This window comes from Rhodococcus sp. 11-3, assembly GCF_023704055.1.
Taxonomy (GTDB): Bacteria; Actinomycetota; Actinomycetes; order Mycobacteriales; family Mycobacteriaceae; genus Rhodococcus; species Rhodococcus aetherivorans.
On sequence record NZ_CP080406.1, the window covers coordinates 4,726,319 to 4,750,323 of the forward strand.

At 68.0% G+C, this 24,005-nt stretch carries 21 protein-coding genes; 18 read left to right on the plus strand and 3 right to left on the minus strand.

What is annotated here, in order from left to right; translation table 11 throughout:
- Positions 1 to 35 precede the first annotated feature (35 nt).
- From KZJ41_RS21875 to KZJ41_RS21920, 11 genes are all read left to right on the plus strand, one after another.
- A complete protein-coding gene (locus KZJ41_RS21875; RefSeq protein ID WP_251549587.1) occupies positions 36 to 1,685 on the plus strand; it encodes a phage tail sheath subtilisin-like domain-containing protein in 1,650 nt (549 codons plus the stop codon).
- Positions 1,686 to 1,713: 28 nt separating this feature from the next.
- Complete coding sequence (locus KZJ41_RS21880; protein WP_050035730.1) at positions 1,714 to 2,166, plus strand: phage tail protein; 453 nt, start codon at positions 1,714 to 1,716, stop codon at positions 2,164 to 2,166.
- The gene (locus tag KZJ41_RS21885) at positions 2,159 to 2,608 is read left to right on the plus strand and encodes a hypothetical protein (RefSeq protein ID WP_251549589.1); all 450 of its coding nucleotides are present in this window, start codon (positions 2,159 to 2,161) and stop codon (positions 2,606 to 2,608) included. The genes KZJ41_RS21880 and KZJ41_RS21885 overlap by 8 nt, the downstream gene beginning before the upstream one ends.
- Positions 2,560 to 2,760: a DUF6760 family protein gene (locus KZJ41_RS28525; RefSeq protein WP_306430604.1), complete on the plus strand. Its 201-nt coding sequence runs from the start codon at positions 2,560 to 2,562 to the stop codon at positions 2,758 to 2,760. Before KZJ41_RS21885 ends, KZJ41_RS28525 begins: the two co-directional genes overlap by 49 nt.
- Before the next feature lie 2,566 nt (positions 2,761 to 5,326).
- Positions 5,327 to 5,767, plus strand: coding sequence for a phage tail protein (locus tag KZJ41_RS21890; protein WP_065922223.1), 441 nt, complete (start codon positions 5,327 to 5,329; stop codon positions 5,765 to 5,767).
- A 10-nt stretch (positions 5,768 to 5,777) separates the two neighbouring features.
- Positions 5,778 to 6,572, plus strand: a complete 795-nt coding sequence (locus KZJ41_RS21895; protein WP_065922222.1) for a LysM peptidoglycan-binding domain-containing protein — start codon at positions 5,778 to 5,780, stop codon at positions 6,570 to 6,572.
- On the plus strand, positions 6,569 to 8,380 hold the full coding sequence (locus KZJ41_RS21900; RefSeq protein ID WP_065922221.1) for a VgrG-related protein: 1,812 nt from the start codon (positions 6,569 to 6,571) through the stop codon (positions 8,378 to 8,380). Before KZJ41_RS21895 ends, KZJ41_RS21900 begins: the two co-directional genes overlap by 4 nt.
- A gap of 10 nt (positions 8,381 to 8,390) precedes the next feature.
- Positions 8,391 to 8,672 carry a PAAR domain-containing protein gene (locus KZJ41_RS21905; RefSeq protein ID WP_084648710.1) on the plus strand — a complete coding sequence of 94 codons (282 nt, stop codon included), beginning with the start codon at positions 8,391 to 8,393 and terminating at the stop codon, positions 8,670 to 8,672.
- A gap of 3 nt (positions 8,673 to 8,675) precedes the next feature.
- Positions 8,676 to 9,113 carry a GPW/gp25 family protein gene (locus KZJ41_RS21910; protein WP_161996958.1) on the plus strand — a complete coding sequence of 146 codons (438 nt, stop codon included), beginning with the start codon at positions 8,676 to 8,678 and terminating at the stop codon, positions 9,111 to 9,113.
- A gap of 4 nt (positions 9,114 to 9,117) precedes the next feature.
- Positions 9,118 to 11,067, plus strand: coding sequence for a putative baseplate assembly protein (locus KZJ41_RS21915; RefSeq protein WP_161996957.1), 1,950 nt, complete (start codon positions 9,118 to 9,120; stop codon positions 11,065 to 11,067).
- Complete coding sequence (locus KZJ41_RS21920; RefSeq protein ID WP_161996956.1) at positions 11,064 to 11,609, plus strand: phage tail protein; 546 nt, start codon at positions 11,064 to 11,066, stop codon at positions 11,607 to 11,609. The genes KZJ41_RS21915 and KZJ41_RS21920 overlap by 4 nt, the downstream gene beginning before the upstream one ends.
- Here KZJ41_RS21920 and KZJ41_RS21925 read toward each other — a convergent pair whose 3' ends face one another.
- Together KZJ41_RS21925 and KZJ41_RS21930 are read right to left on the minus strand one after the other, a co-directional pair.
- Positions 11,610 to 14,426 (minus strand): AAA family ATPase, encoded by a 2,817-nt coding sequence (locus KZJ41_RS21925; RefSeq protein ID WP_338021021.1) that lies wholly within the window; start codon positions 14,424 to 14,426, stop codon positions 11,610 to 11,612.
- 231 nt (positions 14,427 to 14,657) lie between these two features.
- Entirely contained in the window at positions 14,658 to 16,211 is a 1,554-nt protein-coding gene (locus KZJ41_RS21930) for an AMP-binding protein (protein ID WP_251549590.1), read from the minus strand.
- Positions 16,212 to 16,386: 175 nt separating this feature from the next.
- Between KZJ41_RS21930 and KZJ41_RS21935 the strand changes: the two genes are divergently transcribed.
- From KZJ41_RS21935 to KZJ41_RS21965, 7 genes are all read left to right on the plus strand, one after another.
- Entirely contained in the window at positions 16,387 to 17,178 is a 792-nt protein-coding gene (locus KZJ41_RS21935) for an FAD-binding oxidoreductase (RefSeq protein ID WP_043796686.1), read from the plus strand.
- A gap of 121 nt (positions 17,179 to 17,299) precedes the next feature.
- A complete protein-coding gene (locus tag KZJ41_RS21940; RefSeq protein WP_006945151.1) occupies positions 17,300 to 18,460 on the plus strand; it encodes a 4Fe-4S dicluster domain-containing protein in 1,161 nt (386 codons plus the stop codon).
- Positions 18,457 to 18,918: a Crp/Fnr family transcriptional regulator gene (locus KZJ41_RS21945; RefSeq protein WP_251549594.1), complete on the plus strand. Its 462-nt coding sequence runs from the start codon at positions 18,457 to 18,459 to the stop codon at positions 18,916 to 18,918. Before KZJ41_RS21940 ends, KZJ41_RS21945 begins: the two co-directional genes overlap by 4 nt.
- Complete coding sequence (locus KZJ41_RS21950) at positions 18,908 to 19,768, plus strand: FAD/NAD(P)-binding protein (protein ID WP_006945147.1); 861 nt, start codon at positions 18,908 to 18,910, stop codon at positions 19,766 to 19,768. The genes KZJ41_RS21945 and KZJ41_RS21950 overlap by 11 nt, the downstream gene beginning before the upstream one ends.
- Positions 19,768 to 20,541: an oxidoreductase gene (locus KZJ41_RS21955; protein WP_251549601.1), complete on the plus strand. Its 774-nt coding sequence runs from the start codon at positions 19,768 to 19,770 to the stop codon at positions 20,539 to 20,541. The genes KZJ41_RS21950 and KZJ41_RS21955 overlap by 1 nt, the downstream gene beginning before the upstream one ends.
- Positions 20,525 to 21,817, plus strand: a complete 1,293-nt coding sequence (locus tag KZJ41_RS21960; protein ID WP_251549602.1) for a Ni/Fe hydrogenase subunit alpha — start codon at positions 20,525 to 20,527, stop codon at positions 21,815 to 21,817. Before KZJ41_RS21955 ends, KZJ41_RS21960 begins: the two co-directional genes overlap by 17 nt.
- Positions 21,814 to 22,269 carry a hydrogenase maturation protease gene (locus KZJ41_RS21965; RefSeq protein WP_043796679.1) on the plus strand — a complete coding sequence of 152 codons (456 nt, stop codon included), beginning with the start codon at positions 21,814 to 21,816 and terminating at the stop codon, positions 22,267 to 22,269. The genes KZJ41_RS21960 and KZJ41_RS21965 overlap by 4 nt, the downstream gene beginning before the upstream one ends.
- Before the next feature lie 13 nt (positions 22,270 to 22,282).
- Here KZJ41_RS21965 and KZJ41_RS21970 read toward each other — a convergent pair whose 3' ends face one another.
- Positions 22,283 to 23,998 carry a 3-ketosteroid-delta-1-dehydrogenase gene (locus KZJ41_RS21970; RefSeq protein ID WP_043796677.1) on the minus strand — a complete coding sequence of 572 codons (1,716 nt, stop codon included), beginning with the start codon at positions 23,996 to 23,998 and terminating at the stop codon, positions 22,283 to 22,285.
- Between the last annotated feature and the right edge of the window lie 7 nt (positions 23,999 to 24,005).

Sequence of the window (24,005 nt, forward strand, 5' to 3'; positions counted from 1 at the left end):
GGGTCCCGGTTGTCACCCAACACGGAAATCGGAAGGTGCCCTTTCGCGCATCACTCCCTACCCGACCGACCGTCCCAGCGTGTCTGCGTCGATGCACCGAAACGGTGCACTATCAAACCATCTCACCGCACGCCATCCGAGGAGGCGCCATGCCGACCTACCTGTCGCCCGGGGTCTACGTCGAGGAAGTTGACTCCGGGTCCCGGCCGATCGAAGGCGTCGGGACCGCCGTCGCTGCCTTTGTCGGTTTGTCGGAGAAAGGGCCGTTCAATGAACCGACCCTCGTCAGCAACTGGACCCAGTTCACCGGTCTCTTCGGCGGTTTCGTCGATGGCGCATGCCTCGCGCGGTCGGTCTATGCGTACTTCCAGAACGGTGGCGGCAACGCGTACATCGTTCGCATCGGCGACAGCAACGGCAACAGCGGTTCGAAGTCAGCTCCCAAGCCCGTCGAGGCTGCCCCGCAGGGCATTCTCGGCAACTTCCGTGTGCTCGCGATCGACCCGGCCGCAGCCGAATCCGGCATCGAAGTAGAAGTCGTGCCGAGTGACGCAGAGCCCGCGGACGGGACCTTCAAGCTCGTCGTCCGCAGGGGCGGTGAAACCGTCGAGGAGCATTCGGGTGTCACGCCCGGACGGGGCAAGACGAATGCCGCGACCGTCGTCAACGGCCAATCCCGGACGATCAAGCTCGAACAGATCCCCAACGCCCAGGCCTCCGACGAACTCGCCGTCGGCAAGAAGGTGACGCTGGCGGCACCCGCACAACCAGCGCTGCTGCCGTCCGCTCAACTCACGACCGACGACTACGTCGGTGACGTCTCGGAACGCACCGGTTTTTCCGGTCTCGAGGCGATCGACGAGATCACCATGATCTGCGTTCCTGATCTGGTCACCGCCTACCAGCGCAGCGCGATCGACCTCGACACCGTCATCTCCGTCCAGCAGGCCATGATCGCGCACTGCGAGCTGATGGGTGACCGGATGGCGATCCTCGACCCGCCGCCCGGCCTCAATGCGCAACAGATCAAGGAGTGGAAGAGCGACAAGGCAAACTACGACTCCAAGTACGCAACCCTGTACTGGCCGTGGGTGAGCACGGACGGTGGAACTTACCTCCCGCCTTCCGGTTTCGTCGCCGGCGTCTGGGCGCGCAACGACGACACGCGAGGTGTACACAAGGCCCCCGCGAACGAGGTGCTGCGCGGTGTCGTCTCCCTGCAGACGCAGATCACCCGTAACGAACACGACCTGCTCAATCCTGTAGGCATCAACTGCATCCGCTCGTTCCCCGGCCGTGGGATCCGCGTGTGGGGAGCCCGCACGCTGTCCTCCGATCCGGCCTGGCGCTATCTCAACATCCGCAGGCTCTTCAACTACCTCGAGGAATCCATCCTCAACGGCACGGACTGGGTCGTCTTCGAGCCGAACGATCAAGCGTTGTGGGCGAAGCTGCGCCGGACGATCAGCGCCTTCCTCGTCAACGAGTGGCGTAAGGGCGCACTGTTCGGCAGCACTCCCGACGAGGCGTTCTACGTCAAGTGCGACGAGGAGACGAACCCCGCCGAGGGAATCGATGCGGGTGAAGTGGTCTGCCTGATCGGCGTGGCCCCGGTGAAGCCAGCCGAGTTCGTGATCTTCCGACTGTCCCAGTTCTCCGGCGGCACCAGCCTGGTCGCCGAGTGATCGACGTATCGAACAGTGAGGAACCGCAATGCCTCTACCGGAATTCGACAGCTCGGTAGGCCACTCGTTCGGACTCGAGTTCGACGGGCTTCAGATCAAGGCCATCACCGAGGTGACCGGCCTGAAAATGGAACAGGACGTCATCGAGTACAAGTCCAACGAAGCGAAGGACGGAAAGTACCTCGTCAAGAAGCTTCCCGGACGTTGGAAGGCCGGTGAGGTCACTCTCACCCGGCCGCTCACCGAGGACCACGGATTCGACAAGTGGATCAAGGACTCTCAGCTGGGAAAGATGAAGGACGTTCGCAAGGGCGGCGCCATCGTGGTGTACGACTACGAAGGACAGCCCGTCAAGCGATACACACTCACCAATGCCTGGCCGAAGAGCCTTGAGGTCAGCTCTATGAAGGCCGGCGACACCAGCGTCATGACGGAGAAACTGGTACTGACCTTCGAACGCGTCGAGGTGGACGGTGCGTAGAACCAGCACCTCCACCCTGACAGTGGAGCACGAGCCGGACCGTTCGGCAGAAACTTCGGGTACCCGAGAAGCGCTGCGCACGGAATTCGGTTTCCTGTTGCCCCGTGGCTACATCGATTCGGCAGGCACCGTCCACCGCGACGGTGTCATGCGCCTCGCGACGGCCCGCGACGAACTCGTCTCCCAACGCGACGACCGGGTGCGGGAGGATCCGTCGTATCTGACGGTGGTGCTGATCAGTCGGGTCGTGTCCCGGCTCGGCGGCATCGAGGACGTGCACGCCGGAATCGTGGAGAACATGTTCGCGTCCGACCTCGCCTTCCTCCAGGATCTGTATCGGCGGATCAATCAGGACGGGCACACCCGGGCGGGCGTCACCTGTCCGGAGTGCGGATGCGACTTCGCCGTCGACATCGCCGGGGGCCGCCTGGGGGAATCGTGACGTACGGGACCGAACGTCTGCACGCCGAGGTCGCGTACATCGCCTATCACCTGCATTGGTCGTTCGACACGATCCTCGACCTCGAACACGCAGATCGGCAACGGTATGTGCGCTTGAGCCGGAACTTGGCGCCGGAATCCGCGAGGAGGTGAGCGATGACCATCCGATGGCCGTGGCAGCGCCGGTCGGCCGAACCCGCCCGGACACCGCCCGAACGTCCGGACGTTCGCCCCTCGCGGACCTCTCGCGAACGGCTGTCGTTGCCCCCGGTGCAGCGGGTGGTCGAACCGATCGAGTCGACCACACAGTTCGACGGATTCACTCGAACGCTCACAACCTCCCGATCGCCGGCTCTCGTCGAACCGCTCCCGACGGTCGGCGCCGGTGTGCCGTGGTTGTCGCTGACCGCGGCCCCTACGTCTACGCCGGTGTCCCGGCACGACGGTCCAACCCCCCACACCGTCGCACAGCGGCACCACCGGCCCCCGGGCTCCCTCCAGCGAGCAAGGGTCGGTGCCGTGCCGTCCACCCCCACCGACACGGCTCCGCCGCCTGCTCCCGTTCGCCACCTCGACTCGTCGCCCGTATCGAACGAGGTACCCGGTGCACATACCGAGATCGACGAGATGGTCACTGCGTCGCCACCGGACGACGAACGGGCACTCCCTACTGTTTCGACGTTCCCGGTCGACGAGCTTCCGGTGGGACGGATCCTGCCTCTCTCTGCTCACGCGGGCCACCAGGATTCGGACCCCGCGGAGGTTGTGCAGGACCGGCCCGTGGATCCACCGTCGGTGCTGCAGCCCGAGGTCGCACAGCGAGTATCCATCGAGCCACGCCCGCAGCCCCAGCTCGAACCGCAACCGCAACCGCAACGGACGCGGGCGCGTCCCCCGCATCACGAATCGCCGCACGTGGAACGGCAGAGCATCGATCGGCTTCCTCCCCCGCGCGAGCAGCCACTCCGCCGTCCCGTCCAGCGATCGGCGGCAGAAGTATCGGCGCCGTGCCTCGAACGTTCGTCATCGCCTCCGACCCCGGGGCCGGAACCGGCTCCGGCTCCGGCTCCGGACTCGACCGAGCATCCCGCCACACCCGAACCCCACCGTCGCCCCATTCGCCTCGACATCCGAGCCGATGACACCGCGGTCGAGACGGTGCAGCCCATACTCGACCTACCGTCGGTGCAGACACCCCCGCCTGAAGAACCTCGCCCTGCGAGCACACCGATCCCCGAACCGCTGCGTGCACCTCGTTCGGCGCCCACGTCCCTGCCCTTCGAAGAGCGCGTTGTCCAACGGGTCATCCCGTCACCCGAAGCCGTCACTTCACACGAGACCGTCATCCCGCACGACCTCGTCTCTGCGCCCCGCGTAGTCCCGGAGAGGACGTCCCCGTCGTCGTCCTCGGTCCCTGCACCTCCGATAGTGCAGCGCGACGTTGTTCCGGTTCCGGATCCCGGAGACAGTCCGGATCCCGAGCCGAGTCCGACCGTCACGGGCCCGGTCCTCGAGGCGAGTGAACCCGCCCCGATTGTCCCCGTGGTCGCTCGTCACACCGCCGCTCCCGACCCGGTCGAACATCGATCTCGCGGCGAAGAAGCTCCGCTGCAGGTCGCCCCGAGCGTCCAACGGGTCGACGACGCTCCCACGAACGGAGCGTCGAGTCGATCGCGAACGCCTGATCCGGTTCCGAACCGAGCACCGGACGTCGATCCCTCGCCTACCCGGACCGTCCCCACCGTCTCGAGAAATTCCGAGACGCCGATCGACGCAACCAGCCCTACAAGCTCTCCTGTGCAGCCGATTTTGACAGACGAGATCGAGTCGATCGAGGCATCCGAGAACCCGGCCGATACGTCGAGCATCGCTGATGACATGACGCCGGTGCCGGACGATGTCGCGTCCCGGCCGGTGGTTCCGACACATCCCCTACCACCGACACCGACACCGACACCGGAGACGGTCCGCTCCAGCTCTACCGACCGAAGAGAACCACTCGTCCCACCGCATCGGATCCCGTTGCAGCGGAACCTCACATCTGAAACCGTCACCGCTCCTGCTGCGCCGCAACCCCACCCGACTACGTCGGTGCAATTCGTCCCGGATCCTCCTCACACAGCGGTGCAGGATGAGCCGGTTCCGCTCATGCGAGTAGCGGCCGTTCGTGCCGATCCGCCCGGGACGCCCGGCGCCCCGCCCCCACCCCACCGCAACGCGGGCCATGACGTAGACTCAAGCCCCTCCGCACCCATGGTCACCCTTCGCGGTGCACCGAACCCACCGATCACAGTCCAGCGACACACCGGCACTTCGCAACCCGCAGGTATCGGATCGCCGATCACGGCTCCGGCGCCGGGACCGATCTCCGGCGGAATCGACCGACCGGTGTCGCTTCGGGAGATGTTCGCCCACGTCGCACGTGAGGTCGACGACGACGACGCCGAGCCGACACGGCAAGCCCCCGTCGCTCAGCGCCTGGAGGAGCCTTCCCCTCCATCCGAGCCGGCTTCGACCACGGAACCACACCCTCCGACCACGGCAACTCCGATCGCCGGTACCGCGTCCCCGGCCGGCCCCCTCGCGGGCATGAACATCGACGATCTCGCCAACCGCCTCTACGAACCGATCGTCACCCGCATCAAGACGGAACTGTGGCTCGACCGGGAACGCGCCGGTCTGCTCGCCGATCCACAAATCTGAGCCGAAGGAGCAATCGATGTCGACCTCCGACGACGACCCTGCCGTGAGCGTGTGTTTCACGGTGGAGGTGGACGGCACGGACCTGGGCTCCTTCAACAGCTGCGAAGGACTCGGGGTGGAGATCGTCATGGAGCAGCGTGAGGAGGGCGGCAACAACACCATGGTGTGGCAGCTTCCCACTCGCATGAAGTTCACCAACGTCAAACTCACTCGACCGGTCGGCCCGAACAGCCGCAAACTGACCGAATGGCTCAGCCAGGCCCTCGAGGATCTCCAACCCACCACGGCTGGCATCACTGCTCGTACGGCGGACGGAACGGTCATCGCCGGCTGGTCGTTGCGCGGCGTCGTGCCGGTCCGGTGGACCGGCCCGAGCCTGAACGTCGACACCGCGAAGGTCGCCACCGAGACCCTTGAGATCGCACACCACGGCATCCTGCCGGGACCTACGAAGTGAAGGCCGACGAATGTCCGATCCGATCGCACTGGCCAATACCCCCGGCACGGCCCCGGCAAAGAAGGCCGGAAAGGCTGCCGCGAAGAAACCGTCGCCACCACCCGAGGCGCAGAGCCACGCGGAGCTGCTCCTCTACAAGGCGGAGAAGGCCGTGGGTGGAAGCAAGCGAGGCAGTTCGTTGGGGACGATCGCGTTCCAGTTCAATCCCAAGGAGATCACCATCTCCAAGTCCGCGAAGTGGGACCGGAGCCCGGCCAAAGGAACGAAGAAGGCAGGCCCACCGGAATACTCCGGGCCCGAGCCGTGCAAGCTCACCCTGGAGATGTTCTTCGACGCGACCTTCAAACAGGACACCGACGTCGCGAAGTGCGTCGACAAGCTCTTCTCGTGTTGCGTCCCGGTCGACGAGAAGGACAAGAAGCCCATGCCGCCGCTGGTGGTGCTGAAGTGGGGTGGAACCACGAGTTTCAATGCCTTCGTCACCCAGGTGAGCGCGAAGTACACCCTCTTCTCGGCGTCCGGCAAACCGATCCGCGCTGTGTGCAGCGTGAGCCTGGAGGAGATGCCGGGCGAGACGAGCCGGCAGAATCCGTCGTCGGGTTCGGTCACCCACTCCCGGGTCCACGAGGTGATCGAGGGCGACACGCTGCACCTGCTGGCCTATCGCGAATACGGAGATCCAGCCATGTGGCGAGCGGTGGCCGCCTACAACGGAATCGACGACCCGACGCGCCTCCCGCCCGGCCGATCGCTCGTGCTGCCGAATGTGACGGACCTGCTCACGAAGATCGGATCGCTGCGATGACATCGGCATCCGGACTGGAGATCGAGGTCGACGGCGATCGTCTGGCCGACGATCTCGTGGCCGTGCTCGCAACGGCATTCGTGGATTCGAGCCTGCAGGTGCCCGACATGTTTGCCCTGCGCTTCCGCGACACCGACCGGACCCTGCTCGCCAAATCGAAGATCAAGATCGGCTCCGAGCTGAGGATCGCCGTCGTCACCGACGCGGTCGCCGTTCCGGAACCGTTGGTGACAGGCGAGGTCACCGCCGTCGAACTCGAATTCGACGGTACGGGAACGTTCACGACCGTGCGCGGCTACGACGCGTCCCACCGGCTCTTCCGCGGCCGGCACACCCGGGCCTTCACCCAGACGACGGCGTCGGACGCGGCGGTCGGCGTTGCACGTGACGCCGGCATCGAACTGGGCAACATCACGTCCACCGGAACCGTCTTCGATCACTTGTCCCAGTGCGGCCGAACCGACTGGGAATTCCTCGTCGGCCTCGCGCGACGGGTCGGTTTCGAGGTCGCCGTGCGCGAGAACAAACTCGACTTCGGTCCCCGGAAACCCGCCGAGGAGGCCCCGCAGGCCGAGGGCACCTCCAGCCGGGATCCGCTCGTGCTGACCTTCGGAACCGATCTGCTGCGGGTGCGTTCGGTGGTGACCGCCGCCGAGCAGGTCGCCAAGGTTCAGGTACGGGGGTGGGACATCGCGCAGAAGCAGGCGATCGTGGCCGAAGCGCCCGCGGAGACGAAGAGCGCGGTGCTGCCGACGATCACCCCGGCGGAGGTCGCGGCGACCTTCGGGGACCCCACCTACGTCGCCTCCGACGTCGCCTACCGCACCCAGCCCGAAGCCGACTCGGCGGCGACCGCTCTCGCCGAGGTGATCGGCGGGTCGTTCGCTCAGGTCGAGGCCCTCGTCCGCGGGAACCCGAAACTGCGGGCGGACACCCCGATCTGCCTGGCGAACATGGGTGAACCGTTCGACGGGAAGTACCTCGTGACCGCAGCCCGCCATCGGTACGTGCCCGGCGCCGGGGGCTACACCACGTCGCTGTCCGTCACCGGCAGGGAGGAACGCAGCCTGTTCGGGCTGTCGTCCGGCACCGGTGGCGAGGCGGACTACGGAGTGGTCGTGGCCGTCGTCAGCGACGCCCGCGACCCGGAACAGCTCGGCCGGGTCCGTCTGACCTTCCCGTGGTTGTCCGAGGACTACGTCAGCGACTGGGCGCGCGTCGTGCAGCCGGGCGCCGGGAAGGATCGCGGCGCACTCGTCGTCCCCGAGGTCGGAGACGAAGTGCTCGTCGCTTTCGAACAGAACGACCCGAATCGACCCTATGTCCTCGCCGGGCTGCACAACGGAATCGACACACCGGACACGAAGGGACCGGATCTCGTCGACGCCGGATCGGGAGCGGTCAATCGTCGTTCGTTCGTCTCCCGCAACGGACACCGGATCGATCTGCTCGACGAGGACGGGAAGACCGAAGGCATCCTGGCCGAGACCGGTGACGGACGACTGCGTCTGTCGCTGGACAAGATCGGCACCAAGATCGAGATACACAGTGACGGACGGATTCTCGTCGAGGGAACTCAGGGCGTGGTGATCGACGGCGCAGACTCGAAGATCGAGCTCACGTCGGGTGAGATCGTCCTGAAGGGCAAGCGTTCGGTCAAGATCGCGGGCGCCCGGGGAACGGTCGAGGCGGACACGACCGGCGTGAAGGTCGGCGGCCCGAGCGTGAAGGTGACGGCGAGTGCGACCGCCGAGTTCAAGTCCGGCGGACCGGCAATCGTCTCCGGTGCACTCGTCAAGATCAACTGAGGAGGTGGTCGTGCCCCCTGCCGCGCGCGTCGGTGATCCCACAGGCCATCCCGGAGTCATCGGCCCTCCGGGAGTCCCCACCGTCCTCATCGCCGGTCAACCGGCGGCGACGGTGGGAACCCCGCACATCTGCAGCTTCCCACCTCCCCCACCGCACCCACCCTCGGCGATCGTCGGACCCGGCTCGGCCACCGTCCTCATCGGCGGGATGCCTGCCGCACGGATAGGAGATATGTCCGCCTGCGGAGCTCCGATCGTCTCCGGCGCCCTCACTGTCCTGATCGGAGGTTGACCCATGTCCACCGATTTCGTCGGGCGCGGCTGGAACTATCCCGTCGGCTTCGACGCCGCGGGCGCGGTGGCACTGGCGTCGGGGCCCCGCGACATCGAGCAGGCGATCGAGCTGATCCTGCGAACCACACCGGGTGAGCGGCCGATGCGACCCGAATTCGGCTGCCGCGTACAGGATCACGTCTTCTCACCCGCCGACGACGGGACCGCCGCCGCGATCGCGGCCGACGTCCACGACGCCCTCACCCGCTGGGAGCCCCGCATCGACGTGGTCGACGTGGCGGTCCGGTTCGATCCGGAAATACCGACGACCTGCTACATCGACATCTCCTACTCGCTCCGCGAGCGCAACCACATCCGCAATCTCGTCTTCCCGTTCTATCTGATCGTCGACGAACCCGTCGAGTCGTTCACGGCCGTCGAACCACCGCAGAGGAAGTGACACCGTGCTCCCCGCCCCGAACCTCGACGACCGAACCTTCCAGCAACTGGTGGACGATGCACGTCGACTGGTTCAGGACAGATGCCCCGAATGGAGCGACCACAACATTTCCGATCCCGGCATCACGCTCATCGAGACGTTCGCGATGATGGTCGATCAACTCATCTACCGGCTCAATCGCGTCCCCGACCGGAACTACCTCAAGTTCCTGGAACTGATCGGCGTGGAGCAGCGACCACCGGGAGTTGCTCAGGGAGCGGTCACCTTCTGGCTCTCCGCACCGCAACCGCAGACGGTCGTCGTGCGCGCGGAGACCGAGGTGGCGACGGATCGCACGGACGTCACCGAACCGGTCGTGTTCTCGACGGTAGAGCGCCTCGACATCGTTCCCTGCAGCGCCGCCTGGGTGGGCGTCCAGCTGGTCGGCTCGGAACCGGTCGAACGCACCAACGAGATGCGCGGCTCGGCCGGGTTCACATGCTTCTCACCGGTCCCCCGCCCCGGGGACTCCCTGGTGATCGGCTTGTCGAATGCCGTTCCGCGCTGCGCGGTACTGCTCCGGATCGACTGCGAGGTCTCCGGCATCGGTGTCGATCCACGACGACCACCGCGGGTCTGGGAGGCCAGGACCCCCACCGGCTGGCAGCGCTGCGAAGTCGACCGCGACCAGACGGGAGGCCTGAACAAGCCCGGCGACGTGGTCCTGCACATCCCCCCGGAGCACACGGAATCGGTGTTCGCCGGCGTGCGCCGGGCGTGGATCCGCTGTCGGCTGCGGGAAACCGAGAGCGGCGAACGCACCTACTCCGAACCTCCCCGCATCCGGAAGATCACCGCCCGGACGATCGGCGGCACCACTCCGGTCATCCACGCCCGTGTGGTGCACGACGAGTTCCTCGGGGTCTCCGACGGCGCTGCCGACCAGCACCTTCGGGTGCGGCACACGCCGGTCCTGCGGTGGCCGGGATGCAGCATGGTGGTCGTCGACGCCGGTCAGGAGTCGCGGTGGCATCACGTGGAACACTTCGCCGAGTCGACCGCGCAGGACAAGGTGTTCCACGTCGACGCCGTCACCGGCGAGGTGTCCTTCGGTCCCGCCCTGCGTCAGGCCGACGGGACCCTGCGGCGGTACGGTGCGGTGCCGGCGAAATCGTCGGCGATACGCATGGCCGCATATCGGACGGGCGGCGGCGCCGAAGGGAATGTCGCGACCGGACGGATCCGGGTGCTGAAGACGAGCGTGCCCTATATCTCCCGAATCGAGAATCGCGGCCCGGCGATCGGCGGTGCACCCCCGGAAACCCTGGAGGAACTCAAGATCCGCGGACCGTTGCTGTTGCGCTCCCGCGGGCGCGCGGTGACCGCCCGCGACTTCGAGGAGTTGACACGCGAGGTCGCGCCGGAGACCGCGCGTGTGCACTGTCTTCCGTCCAACGACGCGTCCGAGGCGGGCGTGGTCCGGGTCCTCCTGGTTCCCCACGTCCGTCCGGACGATGCGGGACACATCGCCCTGGCCGATCTCGAACCCCCGGACGACACCGTCCAGCGAATCCGGCGGTATCTCGACGAACGCCGGCTCGTGGGCACCCGTCTGATCATCGAACCACCGGTCTATCGGGCCGTGACGGTCGTCGTTGTGAACGTGCGTCCGGGACCCGGATTCACTGCCGCCCAGGTCGAATCGGGCCTGCTCGATGTCCTGTACCGCTATCTCGACCCCGTGCGTGGCGGACGGGACGGCCGAGGCTGGCCGCTGGGCCGCGCGGTGCGCGACGGTGAGATCGCGGCGGCGATCAGTGCGGTGCCCGGCTTCGAGATGTCGAGCAGCACGTCGATCCGGTTGTACCCCGCGGATCCCGTCACGGGCAGTCGCGGGGAACGCGCATCGGTCCTGCCGCTGGCCGCGGACACGCTCGTTTACTCGTACGACCACCAGGTGGTGATGACGGCATGAGAGGCACCCTCGCAGCGCTGTCGTCCCCGCGACCACTCGTCGAGACAATGCCCGCGGTGTATCGACAGGATGCGCGCACACAACAGCTCTGCGACGCATTCGACGAGGTCCTCGCGCCGATACTGGCGACCCTCGATTCGTTCTGTGCCTACCTGGACCCACACACCACGCCGGAGGACATGCTCGGCTGGCTCGCCGGCTGGATCGGACTCGCCTTCGACAGCCACGAATCCGAATCCCGCCGACGCGACCTCATCGCCGCAGGAGTCCGGACGATGGCGGTTCTCGGAACCGTGCACGGGATCAGGGAGGCCGTAGCGTCCGTGTTCGACCTCGAGCCCGAGATCGAGGAGTCCGGAGGGACCGTGGGTTCCACGACGGCCGGTGTCGCACCACCGGGAAGTCCCCATCCCCATCTTGTCGTCCGCCTGACCGTCACCGACCCGAGGATGGTCGACGAACGCCGATTCGACGCCTTGGTCGAGGCGGTCAAGCCTGCACATATTCCGCACCGAGTCGAGATTTCCGGAGGCGCCGTTTGATCAACTCTCGACGAGACCGAGTTCTTCCTGCACCCGTCGATGGTCGAGTCGTACATGTTCGGCGGCGCTCATGTCGCCGGCCTTCTCGCGGATATCGACCATGATCCACCAGGGCCGATCCTGATATGGGTTCAGGTCCACCGCACGGTGGGCAGCGATGTCGGCTTTCACGCTGTCACCGAGCGCCACATAGTCCTCGGCGAGTCCCACGGCTGCGCTCGCAGCGGCACTGCGCAGCCGATGTCGCTCGGAGGCCACGAACTCCGCGGGACCATCCTCCTGGAGGAGGTCGCCGGTGTAGAGAGTGAGCGCGTATTCGAGGGATGCCACCCGGTCACGTGCCGCCTCCGGGTCGGTTCGGGCGGCGGCATTCGACAACGCGCGTTCGAATTCGACCACGTCCGAGAAGACGTACCCGGGCGTCGCCAATCGATACGACTCGTCGCTGCGCTGCAGCGTCATCCCGTACTCACCGAGCAGACCTCGCACGCTCGAGACTGCGACCTGCAGTCGGTGGCATGCCACCTCGTGCGCGGCACCGGGCCACAGCGCATCTTCGAGCACCTCCCGGTGGTAATCGAGGTTCGGGGTCATCGACAGGAGATGCAGCAGTATCCGTGCCTGGGGCCGGAGACCTGTGAGGTCGACGATTTGTCCGAAGGCCTCCAGTCGGTATCCGCCGAAGCAGAAGATCCCGATCGCGGGAAGCACGGCACCGCGGATCGGATCCGGCTGATGGGCCGTCATTGGCGCAAGTTCTTTGAGAGTGGGAGAGCGACTCTTGTCGTAGCCTGTTGCGTACGACAATGCCATCATCTCGGCTCGGTGCAGTCCGACGCCGTGTGCGGCGGCGGCTGCCTGTTTCGACCGGGCGACGATGTCGGGGGCGGCCGGGTTCAGCCCCAGGACACGACTCCACACCACGAGAACCGGCGCATTCAGGCGCTCGAAGCGGCGTGCCGCATCCTCGAACCGATCGAACGCCGTCGGGTCACGTCGGTGCAGCGCGACGAGCGCAAGCCCGAATGTCAGCAGTCCAGCGCCCCAGTGATCGTCGACCTTCTCGCACTCGACCAGCATTTCCTCGCAGATGTCGGCGCGCCACTCGGCGGGAAGGTCCCGCATGAGCACCAATTCCTGCAGGCCGCGGCAAACTCTCTCGAGCCACAGCAGGCCCTCCCGATAGCATCTCGACGCCAGATCGTTCACTACCGCAGGATCTGGCATCGCTCCGCGAAGCGCATCGACGATCGTGACCACCAACCGTGACGAGATCGCGGCAATCGGCTCGTCCGCGGCTTGCGCCTCGACCATTGCCTCTCTGGCCGAGGCGATGTCGCCCGCGCTGAGGGCGCACATCCCCTCTACGAATCGCGCCTTCGGCGCTCCTGGTTCGGTTGCGGCGCGCCCAGTGTTAGGGGCCCGCAATGCGGCCCGCAGGGGCCCGAGCCAGTGTTGCAGGAGTCGCGCGTCGACCGACGCTCCCGGCAGCCATGCCAGCAGTTCGCGCCGCTCGGATTCGCACCGTGCGACGAACTCCGGGTCGTCGAGCAACTCGCGCGCCGCTCGATAGACTTGTTCGGCTTCGGCGATGGCCCCCTCCCGCACGCGCAAGCGCGCCAACGCGAGTGCCAGCCACGGATCGGTCTGCCACTCGCTGCATGTAATAAGGGGATCGTCGTTCCCTATCGGCACGGTGCAGCTGGCTGCGTGTCGGACCAGTCGCGAGACCGCCGCCCAGTCCGATGCCTTGGCATAGGCGTGGGCGGCATGTCGGTGCTCGCCGGCCTCCTCCAACACCCGGGCTGTCCGTAGGTACCACGCCTTGGTTTCCCTCTCCCCGTTGGCTTCCAGCAATGCGAGCTCGAGGTATGTCCGGAGCACCTCGTGATACCGGAAGGTCCGACCGACGTCGTCGCACTCGGTGAACAGCTGATGTTCGGTCAACTGCTGAAGAATGCGTCCGCTGTCGCTGATTCCCAGCAGAGTGTCGCAGAGGGCAGGTGTCATGAGCTCGAGCGAGGCGGTGTGCGTCATGAACCATCGCTGATCGGCCGGCAGTTCCGCCAGAACGTTACGGGCGAGGTACGCCCGGACGAGTCTGGAGTGCCCCGTGAGGTGGCCGACGGCACGCTGCCGGTCGCAGTCCGCGAGTTTGGACGTGGCGAGATGAAACAGCTGCAAGCCTGCTGCCCATCCTCCTGTCCGGCGCGTCAGTCTGGCTGCCGGCTCAGGCGAGAGTGGCTCGCCGTAGAAGGTTGCGAACAGCTCTTCCACTTCCCACGACCGGAATCGCAACTGGTCCTGATCGATCACGCGAGCCTCGCCCGACACAACGAGTCGGGGTAAGTTGATTTCCAGGGTGCGCCGCGTTCCGAGGATGATGCGTAGACGAGGAGGGCGCAATGCGACGAAACGACCCAGTGCCGTTTCGGCGCCACTATCGGCGATCTCGTGAGCATCGTCGATGATCAACAATGCATCGACGTCGCCGATTTTGTCCAATTCGCCGAGAACAGCGTCGATCGAATTCGTTTCCGGGTCGAGAGCAACGCCCATTTCCCGAGCAGCAGCGCAGAGATATTTACCGAAGGCATGTTCGGTCGAGTCGTCCTCGGTCACCCGATACCACCCGACCGGGGAGTCAGTCGACGCGGCGACCTGGGACAACAATGTCGATTTCCCTGATCCCGCCGGACCGACGACGACGACCACGGGGGTCAACTCGTCATAGCATTGTTTCAACAACCTTTCTCGCCGCAACCCACGTTGAGCGGGCACTCGAAGTTTTGCCCTCAAAATTTCCGACGTTGGCATTTCGGATCCACCCCTGGCACCGGACTGCAATCCCCACCGTTCGAATATCCTCCCGAACGAAACCGAACGCCAGTGTTCGGTGGGCCGATTTCCGAACTCATTGCAGCTCCGAGGGACGGAACACTTACGGATGCCGCGAGTTGTAGAGCCTCGACGTCCGTGTTCGTGAGGATCCGACGTCGGTTTCTACCCGCCGCACAACCTGCCTCGGTTGCGAAACGAATGTTCCGCCTATCTGTACGACGCACGCAGAGTCTTCTTGTCCAGCTTGCCCAACGGGGTGAGCGGCAGCGCGTCGAGGAAGTCCACCGACTTCGGTGCGTGCACCGAACCCTTTGCGGCGCGGACTCTCTCGATCAGCTCCTCCGCGCGGACCGACCGGCCGTCGCGCAGCACCACGCAGGCCTTGACGGCCTCGCCCCACTTGGCGTCGGGCACGCCGACGACCGCGACGGACGCGACCGCCGGATGCGCGGAGATGACGTCCTCGATCTCGCGGGGGAAGACGTTGAATCCGCCGGTGACGATCATGTCCTTCTTGCGGTCGACGATGGTGAGGAAGCCGTTCTTGTCGGCCCGGGCGACGTCGCCGGTGTGCAGCCAGCCGCCCCGCAGCGCCTCGGCGGTCTCTGCGGGCTTGCCGAGGTATCCCTTCATCACCAGCGGCCCGCGTACGCAGATCTCCCCCAGTTCCCCGCGCGGCACCTCGTTCAGGTCGTCGTCGAGCAGTCGCACGTCGAGCCACGGGACCGGCCGCCCGCACGTGGCGAGGCGTTCCGGATCGTCGGCGAGGTGGTCCTCCTTGCGCAGCACGGAGATGGTCATGCCGCATTCGCTCTGCCCGTAGAACTGGAAGAACACCGGGCCCAGCCGCTCGATGCCCTCCCGCAGCCGCGCCGGGGACATCGCCGACGCGCCGTAGAACAGGGTCTCGAGGCTGGACAGGTCGCGGCGGTCGAAATCGGGGTGGTCGAGCAGCAGGTAGATCATCGTGGGCACCAGCATGGTGGCGTTGATGCGGTGCTTCTCGATCGTCTCGAGCACCAGGCCCGGCTCGAAATACGGCAGCACGTAGAGGGATCCGCCGCGCAGCAGCGTCGGGACGAAGAACGCGGCGCCGGCGTGCGAGAGCGGCGTGCAGATCAGGAAGCGCGGCTCGTCGGGCCACTGCCATTCGGCCATCTGGATCTGGGTGAGCGTCGCGCCGGAGCGGAACGAGCCCATGACGCCCTTGGGTTTGCCGGTGGTGCCGCCGGTGTAGACGATGCTCGACGTGTCCTCGGCCGCCACCGGCGCGGCGACGAGCCGCTGCGGCGTGAACTGTGCGGCCAGGACGAGGATGTCGGTGCCGACCTCCGACGGGCCGAGGGAGAAGACGTTCTTCAGCGTCGGCACCTGTGCCCTCAGTTCGGCGGCGCGTTCCTCGAAGTGGTTCGGATCGAAGATGAGGGTATCGATGGCGGCGTCGTCGACGATGTAGAGGTGGTCCGACAGCGAACCCATGGGATTGAGCGCGCTGTTGCGGCAGCCGGCGACCATCGTCGCGCCCATCGAGATGAGAACCTCGGGGCGGTTCTTCGACAGCATCGCCACCGACGATCCCTGCCCCACCCCGACCGAGGCGAGTGCCTGCCCGAACCGGCTGATCTCGTCGCGCATCTCCCCGCCGGTGAGCACCACGTCGCCGAGGTACAGGGCCGGCTTCTCGGCGCTGCGCTCGAGGGCGGTGATGAGCAGGTCCGCGGTGAACACGGGCCGATGCAGGTCGGCGTACTCCTCGGTCATTGAGAGTCCTTCTCCTCGATGGTCAGCGTGGTGACGGCTCGACGTGGCGGGGATCACCCCTTCGTCACCATAACCGCTCCGGCGGCAGAATTGGAACATGTTTCATTTCGGGACGGGGCTGCGGCCCTGACCTAGAGTGGGGCCACCTTCACGCTCGAGCACCGGGAGTCACACCATGCAGCCGGCCGGACAGACCCTGCACACCCCCGACACGGTGTGGTCGGCGACCGTCGTCGAGCACCACCGGCTCCGCCACGACGTCGCGGTGGTACGCCTCGAATGCGACGACGCGATGGTGCCGTTCGCGCCCGGGCAGTACGTCGACGTCACCGTGCCGCAGCATCCCCGGCTGCCGCGCCGCCTCTCCCCCGCACTGCCCCCGTCGCTCGACGGCAAGCTCGAGTTCCACGTCCGTACCGTCCCCGGCGGCTGGGTCAGCGGCAGCATCGTCACCGCCACCCGGCCCGGCGACGTGTGGACGATCGGCGCGCCGCAGGGCGGCAACCTGCACGTCGACGACTCCGGCCGCATCGTGATCATGGTGGCCGGCGGCACCGGCCTGGCCCCGCTGAGGGCGCTGATCCTCGACGTCGCGCGCCGGCCGGACCCGCCCCAGACCTTCCTGTTCGTCGGCGGCCGCACGCCCCGCGACCTGTACGCCGCCGACATGCTGATCCTGCTCGCCGAGACGCTGCCGTGGCTGACCGTGGTGCCGGTGGTCGAGTCGGTCGACGACCCCGGGATCCCCGACGAGTGGTACGACCGCATCGTCGCCCACGTCGGCGATCCCGGGTTCCACCCCGACGAGCTGCTCGAGGGCAGCCTCGACGAGGTGGTCACCTCCTACGGGGCGTTCGGCGACCACCAGGTGCTCGTGTGCGGGTCCGCGGCGATGGTCCGCGCGACCCTGCACACGCTCGTCGAGACCGGGACCCCCGCCGAGAACGTCCGGTTCGACCCGTACTGACCGGGCCGCGACGGCCGGCCGGTTGACCGGGCGGTACGCCCGCGACGATACTCGAGGGGGCCACCAGCGCGACGAGTGAGGGCTGCGCCGGGTCGTGACCGTTCGAATCACGGGAGCTGCCATGGGTATTGCGGATTCGCACGCCGACCCCCCGACGCCGGCAATCCTGTCCCGCGCCCACCTCGACCGGCTGATCGAGGTGCTGCAGGCCGAGGGATATCGCGTCGTCGGCCCCACCGTCCGCGACGACGCCATCGTGCTCGACGAGCTCGGGTCGGGACGAGAGCTGCCCGACGGGTGGGGCGTGTCGACCGCACCAGGGCGGTATCGGCTCCGGCGACGCGACGACACCGCCGTGTTCGGCCATTCCGCGGGTCCGCAGTCGTGGAAGCAGTTCCTGCACCCCGCACGACAGCAACTGTGGTCGACCGCGCCGGACGGCAGTTACCGGCCCCCACCCGCGGACGAGACCCGGTACGCGTTCCTCGGCGTCCGCGGCTGCGACCTGGCCGCGATCGGCATCCTGGGCACGGTGCTGACCCGCGGCGCCCATCCCGACGGGGCCACCGCGCGACGGTTCCGCGGGCTGTTCGTCGTCGCGGTCAACTGCACCGAACCCGGCGAGGTCTGCTTCTGCGCCTCGATGGCCACCGGTCCCGCCGCGGGCCCGGGGTACGACCTGGGCCTGACCGAACGCGTCGACGAGCAGGGACACCGTTTTCTCGTGGACGTCGGGACCGACGAGGGCGCCCGCATCCTGGACCTGCTCCCCCACCGCGACGCCACCGCGGACGAGACCACCGGGGCCCGCAACGCGGTGGCGGCGGCCGGCGACCGGATGGGACGGAGCATGCCCGAGGTCGACCTGCGGGCGATGCTCCGCGACGCCCGCGAGGCGGACGTCTGGGAGGATGTCGCCGATCGCTGCCTGACGTGCGGAAACTGCACGATGGTGTGCCCCACCTGCTTCTGTACGTCGACGGAGGACGTCACCGACCTCGCCGACGGGCACGCCGGCAGGTGGCAGCACTGGGCGTCCTGTTTCGAACCGGACTTCTCCTACATCCACGGCGGTGACGTCCGGGCGTCCGGCCGGAGCCGGTACCGGCAGTGGATCTCGCACAAGCTCGGCACCTGGCACGACCAGTTCGGCAGCTCGGGATGTGTCGGCTGCGGCCGCTGCATCGACTGGTGCCCGGTCGGCATCGACATCACCGCGGAGGCGGCCCGCCTCACCGGCGCGCTCGCCACCCACGACGACGAACCGGACGGGCACCGATGACGACCCCACCGCTCGACGGCATCCGGGCTCTGGCGGGGCTGGGCCCGGAGGCGCGGGATCGGATCGCCGCGCTCGCCCACCCGGTCCGCTTCGCCGCCGGGGAGCACGTCTTCCACGAGGGCGGGGAGGCGCGCAGTTGCTGGCTGCTCCAGGAGGGCCGGGTGGATCTGTACACGGTGGTGCCCGGCCGCGGCCAGGTCACCCTCGACACGTTCGTCGACGGTGACGTCCTGGGATGGTCGTGGCTGACGCCGCCCTACCGCTGGCATTACGGGGCCGTCGCGGCCGCTGCGACCTCGGCTCTGGAGGTGGACGCCGCGGCGCTGCAGGCGCTGAGCGAGGCCGACGCCGAGTTCGGATACACGGTGATGCGGACCCTGTTCGGGGCCCTCCTGGAGCGGTTGCAGGCCACCCGGGCGCGACTGCTGGACCTGTATGCGGGTCCCGATGTTCGGTGACCTCGCGCACGACACCGCAGCGGCGCCGGGCGCGCCGATGCTGCCCAGCGCCCACCGGGTTCGCTCGCGGACCGTCGAGACCGCCGATGCGGTGACGCTGTCGCTGGCCCCGCTGGGGGCGCCGCGACCGCGGTTCCGGCCCGGGCAGTTCATGATGCTCTACGCCCCCGGGGTCGGCGAGATCGCGCTCTCGGTCAGCGGGGATCCCACCGACACGACCGGGGAACTGGTCCACACCGTGCGGAAGGTGGGTGCGGTGAGCCGGGCCCTGCACGACGCCGAGCCCGGCGCGATCGTCGGCGTGCGCGGCCCGTTCGGGGTGGGCTGGGACCTCGAGTCGTGCACCGGCCGGGACCTGGTGATCGTCGCCGGCGGGGTGGGGTTGGCCGCGGTGCGGGCCGCCGTTCTCGGCGCGGTGGCCGCGCGCGGCGACTTCCGGCGCGTCGTGCTCGTGGTCGGAGCGCGCCGGCCGGCCGAGATCCTGTATCGGCGCGAGCTACAGGACTGGGCCGACGGCGGCGTGGAGGTCCGGCTGACGATCGACCAGCCGGTCCAGGGCTGGTCCGGGTCCGTCGGATTCGTCACCGAGCCGCTGAGCCGGCTCGACCTCGATCCCGCGCGGACGACGGCCCTGCTGTGCGGGCCGGAGGCGATGATGCGGTTCTCGGCCCGGGTGCTGCTGGGCAAGGGGATACGGCCCCCGGATATCCGGGTCTCGCTGGAACGGAACATGCAGTGCGGGATCGGGCTGTGCGGGCACTGCCAGCTCGGCGAGATCCTGCTCTGCCGGGACGGCCCGGTGCTGGATTACGCGGTGGCCGGACCGCTGCTGCACGTACGGGAGCTGTGATGGACAGGCCGAAGCTCGCGGTGTGGAAGTTCGCGTCGTGCGACGGATGTCAGCTGTCCGTGCTGGACTGCGAGGACGAACTGCTCGCGCTGTCGGGGGCGGTGCAGATCGCCCATTTCCTCGAACTGTCGAGCGCCGTCGACGACGGTCCGTACGACCTGTCGCTGGTCGAGGGCTCGATCACCACCGCCGCGGACATCGCGCGCATCCACCGGGTCCGGGAGCGGTCCCGGACCCTCGTCACGATCGGCGCGTGCGCAACCGCCGGCGGCATCCAGGCGTTGCGCAACTTCGCCGACGTCGCCGAGTTCACCTCGATGGTCTACGCCCACCCGGAGTACATCGAGACCCTCGCGACCTCGACGGCGATCGCGGCGCACGTGCCGGTCGACTTCGAGTTGCGCGGCTGCCCGATCGACCGGCGCCAGTTGCTCGAGGTGATCACCGCGTTCCTGGCCGGCCGCCGGCCGAACATCCCGAACACCAGTGTGTGCACCGAATGCAAGCGCCGGGGATTGACCTGCGTGATGGTCGCCGACGGCACGCCCTGCCTCGGCCCGGTGACCCACTCCGGCTGCGGCGCCCTGTGCCCGGCGCAGTCGCGCGGCTGCTACGGCTGTTTCGGGCCGACGACCGACCCCAACATCGCGTCGCTGGCCGGGTGGCTGCGCACGTGCGGCATGAGCGACGACGACATCGACCGCGCCTTCGCGACGTTCAACGTCGGCGCCCCCGTGCTCGCCGAGAGGCACCGCCGTGAGCGGGAGCCGTAGAGAGCTGACGGTCCGTGCTCTCGCCCGCGTCGAGGGCGAGGGCAGACTGAACGTGTCGGTGCGCGACGGGCGGGTGCAGCGCGCGGAGCTGAACATCTACGAGCCGCCCCGGTTCTTCGAGTCGTTCCTGCGGGGAAGGGATTTCCGCGAGCCTCCGGACATCACCTCCCGGATCTGCGGGATCTGCCCCGTCGCCTACCAGGTCAGCGCCTGCAATGCGCTGGAGCAGGCCTGCGGGGTCGAGCTCGACGAGCCGGTGCTGAACCTGCGCCGCCTGCTCTACTGCGGCGAGTGGATCGCCAGCCACGTGCTGCACATCTACTTCCTGCACGCCCCCGACTTCCTCGGCCTTCCCGACGCGATCGCCCTCGCCGAGCGTCATCGGAGCGCGCTCGAACGCGGGCTGGCCCTGAAGAAGACCGGCAACGCGATCCTCGAGCAGGTCGGCGGACGGCCCATCCACCCGGTCAACGTGCGGATCGGCGGCTTCTATCGCGCACCGACCCGCACGGAACTCGCCCCGCTCGCCGAGCGGCTGCGCCGCGCCCTCGACGACGCGCTCGACACGGTCCGCTGGGTGTCCGGGTTCGACTTTCCCGAGGTCGATCTCGATCACGACCTGCTCGCCCTGCACCGGCCCGACCGCTACGCCATCGAGGACGGGCAGATCCGGTCGTCGACCGGATCCTCCTTCGCCGCAGCACAGTTCCCGGACCATGTGGTCGAACACCAGGTCCCGCACTCGACGGCCCTGTACGCGCGGCTCGACGGGCGCCGGTACCTGACCGGACCCCTGGCCCGATACACCCTGAACTCCGCGCAGCTGTCGGAGACCGCACAACAGTCGGCACACGCGGCGGGACTGGGGACGCAGTGCCGTAACCCATTTCGCAGCATCGTTGTTCGCGCCGTCGAAACCGTCTATGCGGTGGAGGAGGCGCTCCGCCTGATCGCCGGGTACGAGCGTCCGGGCCGGCCCGGCACCGAGGTCGCCGCCCGCGCCGCGACCGGGCACGGTGTCAGCGAGGCACCGCGGGGACTGCTGTACCACCGTTACGAGCTCGGCGACGACGGACTGATCCGCTCGGCCGTGATCGTCCCCCCGACCTCCCAGAACCAGGCTGCCGTCGAACACGATCTGCGCACGCTGATCGCCGGCCACCTGGAGCTGTCCGATGCCGATCTGACGTCGCTGTGCGAACGGGTGATCCGCAACTACGACCCGTGCATCTCGTGTGCCACACACTTCCTCGACCTCACGATCGACCGCGGGTGATCGCGACGAACTTCGTGGTGATCGGCGTCGGCAACGAGTACCGCCGCGACGACGGCGTCGGGCCCGCGGCGGCCCGGGAGGTCGGCCGGTCCCGGCCCGGATGGCGGGTCCTGATCTCCGACGGCGAGCCGACGGCAATGCTGGACGCGTGGGCCGGGACGCGGTTGGCGGTCGTCGTCGACGCCACCGTCGGCACCGGTCCGCCCGGCGCGATCCGGCGTCACGAGATCGGGGAGGCGAGTCTCGCCCGCCGCTCGCGACACGCCGGCTCGCACAGCCTCGGCCCCGCCGAGGCGTGGGCGCTGAGCCGGATCCTGGGCGTCGACCCGGGTCGGGTCGTGGTCTACACCCTCGAGGTGACGGAGGTCGGTTACGGCGTCGGCCTGACGCCCGCCACCGCCGCGGCACTGCCCGCCGTGGTGCGGGCAGTGATCGACGAATGCGAGCGGTAAGGCCATTGCCGAGTCATCCGTTCGCGGGAACGGCTGCCTTCGCGGCGTCCTGCGCGGCGATGTACCCGAACACCAGGCCCTGACCGATCGTCGCCCCCGCACCCGGGTACGTGTTGCCGAACGCGTTTGCGGCGGTGTTGCCGATCGCATAGAGACCGTCGATCACACTGCCGTCCTCGCGCAGCACCCGCGCCCGCTCGTCGGCCTTCACGCCACCGCACGTGCCGAGGTCGCTCAGCGTCATCTTCACCGCGTAGAGCGGCCCTTCGGTCAGCGGCCGCAGGTTCGGGTTCGGCTCGACCGTCGGATCGCCGTAGTAGCGGTCGTATGCGCTTCCCCCACGACCGAATTCGGAGTCCGTTCCCGACGCGGCGTCGTCGTTGAACCGGCGGAAGGTCTCGGCGAACGCGTCCTCGGGTATCCCCATCGAGCGCGCCAGCTCGACCGGATCCGTGGCCCGGTGCGCGATGCCCGCCTTGTACCAGGAGCCCGGGATGGGCTGGCGCGGGAACAGCCCCGCCGCGAACAGGTAACTGTTGCGGTACTTCTGGTCGAAGACGATCCACATCGATTCGACCGGGTCGCCGGCCCGCTCGCGCTCGAGGACGACCTGACCGAACGACATGTAGTCCGAGGACTCGTTGGTGAACCGGCGGCCCGTGTGGTCCACGATGAACGACCCCGGCAGGGACCGTTCCGCCAGCATCACCAGCGGCGGCTTGCCCGGGGCCGTCGGCGCGACGGCGGGGAACCACCATGCCTGGTCCATCAGGTCGAGGCCGGCGCCCACCTCCTGGGCGACCTTGATCGCGTCGCCGGTGTTGCCTTCGGCGCCGAGGCTTTCGTTGTCGGCGAGCCTGTCGGACTGGAACTTCCGTCGCATGGCCATGTCGTGGTCGAACCCGCCGGCCGCGAGGACCACACCGCGACGGGCGGTCACGGTCACCTCACGGCCGTTCTGTTCGAGGACGGCACCGGTCACCCGCTCGCCCTCGGTGACCAGCCGCACCAGCGACGTCTCGGTCCAGACGGGGATCCCGGCCCGCAGCACCCCCGCGAACAGGCCCGCGGCGATCGCCTGCCCGCCGGCGACGTACTGCCGGCCGAGCGCGAGGCCGCCCACACCCTGCGCCAGCCGCCGGAAGATGCGCGGGAATCCCTTGAGGGGGACCCGCATCATGAGGTTCAGCCACTTGTAGTCGGCACCGGTGGTGGGCATCGGCAGCCCCGCCTCCATCAGGCCGGGGCGCAACCGGCCGCGCTCGTCGCCGAGCACCGACGTGTCGAACGGCCGGCACTCACAGGTACGTCCGACGGCGGCGCCGCCCGGCTGCTCCGGGTGGTAGTCGGCGTAGCCCTTGGCCCAGAAGAACTTCATCGGCGTGGTGCGCCGGAGCATCTCGACGGTCGCGGCGCCGTGATCGACGAACGCCTCGCCGCGCTCGGCCGGCGCCGAGCCGTCGACCACCGACCGCACGTAGGTGTGGCCCCGCTCGGGGGTGTCGCCCGAACCGGCCTCGCGCAGCACCGGGTTGGCGGGCACCCAGAACGCGCCGCCGGAGCGGGCGGTGGAGCCACCCACGTACCGGGTCTTTTCCACGATCAGCGCCGACAGGCCGAGCTCGCGCGCGGTGAGCGCGGCGGCCATACCGGTGCCGGACCCGATCACCAGCAGATCCACGGTGGTGTCGTGGGCGGGGGTCACGGCCGGTACGGGACTCGTCGCCATTCGAATT

Excerpts from the sequence above, each read along its gene's own strand:
- KZJ41_RS21950 (WP_006945147.1), top strand. The coding sequence starts at position 18,908 with ATGTTCGGTGACCTCGCGCACGACACCGCAGCGGCGCCGGGCGCGCCG.
- KZJ41_RS21935 (WP_043796686.1), top strand. The coding sequence starts at position 16,387 with ATGCAGCCGGCCGGACAGACCCTGCACACCCCCGACACGGTGTGGTCG.
- KZJ41_RS21890 (WP_065922223.1), top strand. The coding sequence starts at position 5,327 with ATGTCGACCTCCGACGACGACCCTGCCGTGAGCGTGTGTTTCACGGTG.
- KZJ41_RS21910 (WP_161996958.1), top strand. The coding sequence starts at position 8,676 with ATGTCCACCGATTTCGTCGGGCGCGGCTGGAACTATCCCGTCGGCTTC.
- KZJ41_RS21970 (WP_043796677.1), bottom strand. The coding sequence starts at position 23,998 with ATGGCGACGAGTCCCGTACCGGCCGTGACCCCCGCCCACGACACCACC.
- KZJ41_RS21895 (WP_065922222.1), top strand. The coding sequence starts at position 5,778 with ATGTCCGATCCGATCGCACTGGCCAATACCCCCGGCACGGCCCCGGCA.
- KZJ41_RS21930 (WP_251549590.1), bottom strand. The coding sequence starts at position 16,211 with ATGACCGAGGAGTACGCCGACCTGCATCGGCCCGTGTTCACCGCGGAC.
- KZJ41_RS21940 (WP_006945151.1), top strand. The coding sequence starts at position 17,300 with ATGGGTATTGCGGATTCGCACGCCGACCCCCCGACGCCGGCAATCCTG.
- KZJ41_RS28525 (WP_306430604.1), top strand. The coding sequence starts at position 2,560 with ATGCGACTTCGCCGTCGACATCGCCGGGGGCCGCCTGGGGGAATCGTG.
- KZJ41_RS21945 (WP_251549594.1), top strand. The coding sequence starts at position 18,457 with ATGACGACCCCACCGCTCGACGGCATCCGGGCTCTGGCGGGGCTGGGC.
- KZJ41_RS21925 (WP_338021021.1), bottom strand. The coding sequence starts at position 14,426 with ATGCCAACGTCGGAAATTTTGAGGGCAAAACTTCGAGTGCCCGCTCAA.
- KZJ41_RS21920 (WP_161996956.1), top strand. The coding sequence starts at position 11,064 with ATGAGAGGCACCCTCGCAGCGCTGTCGTCCCCGCGACCACTCGTCGAG.
- KZJ41_RS21900 (WP_065922221.1), top strand. The coding sequence starts at position 6,569 with ATGACATCGGCATCCGGACTGGAGATCGAGGTCGACGGCGATCGTCTG.
- KZJ41_RS21955 (WP_251549601.1), top strand. The coding sequence starts at position 19,768 with ATGGACAGGCCGAAGCTCGCGGTGTGGAAGTTCGCGTCGTGCGACGGA.
- KZJ41_RS21880 (WP_050035730.1), top strand. The coding sequence starts at position 1,714 with ATGCCTCTACCGGAATTCGACAGCTCGGTAGGCCACTCGTTCGGACTC.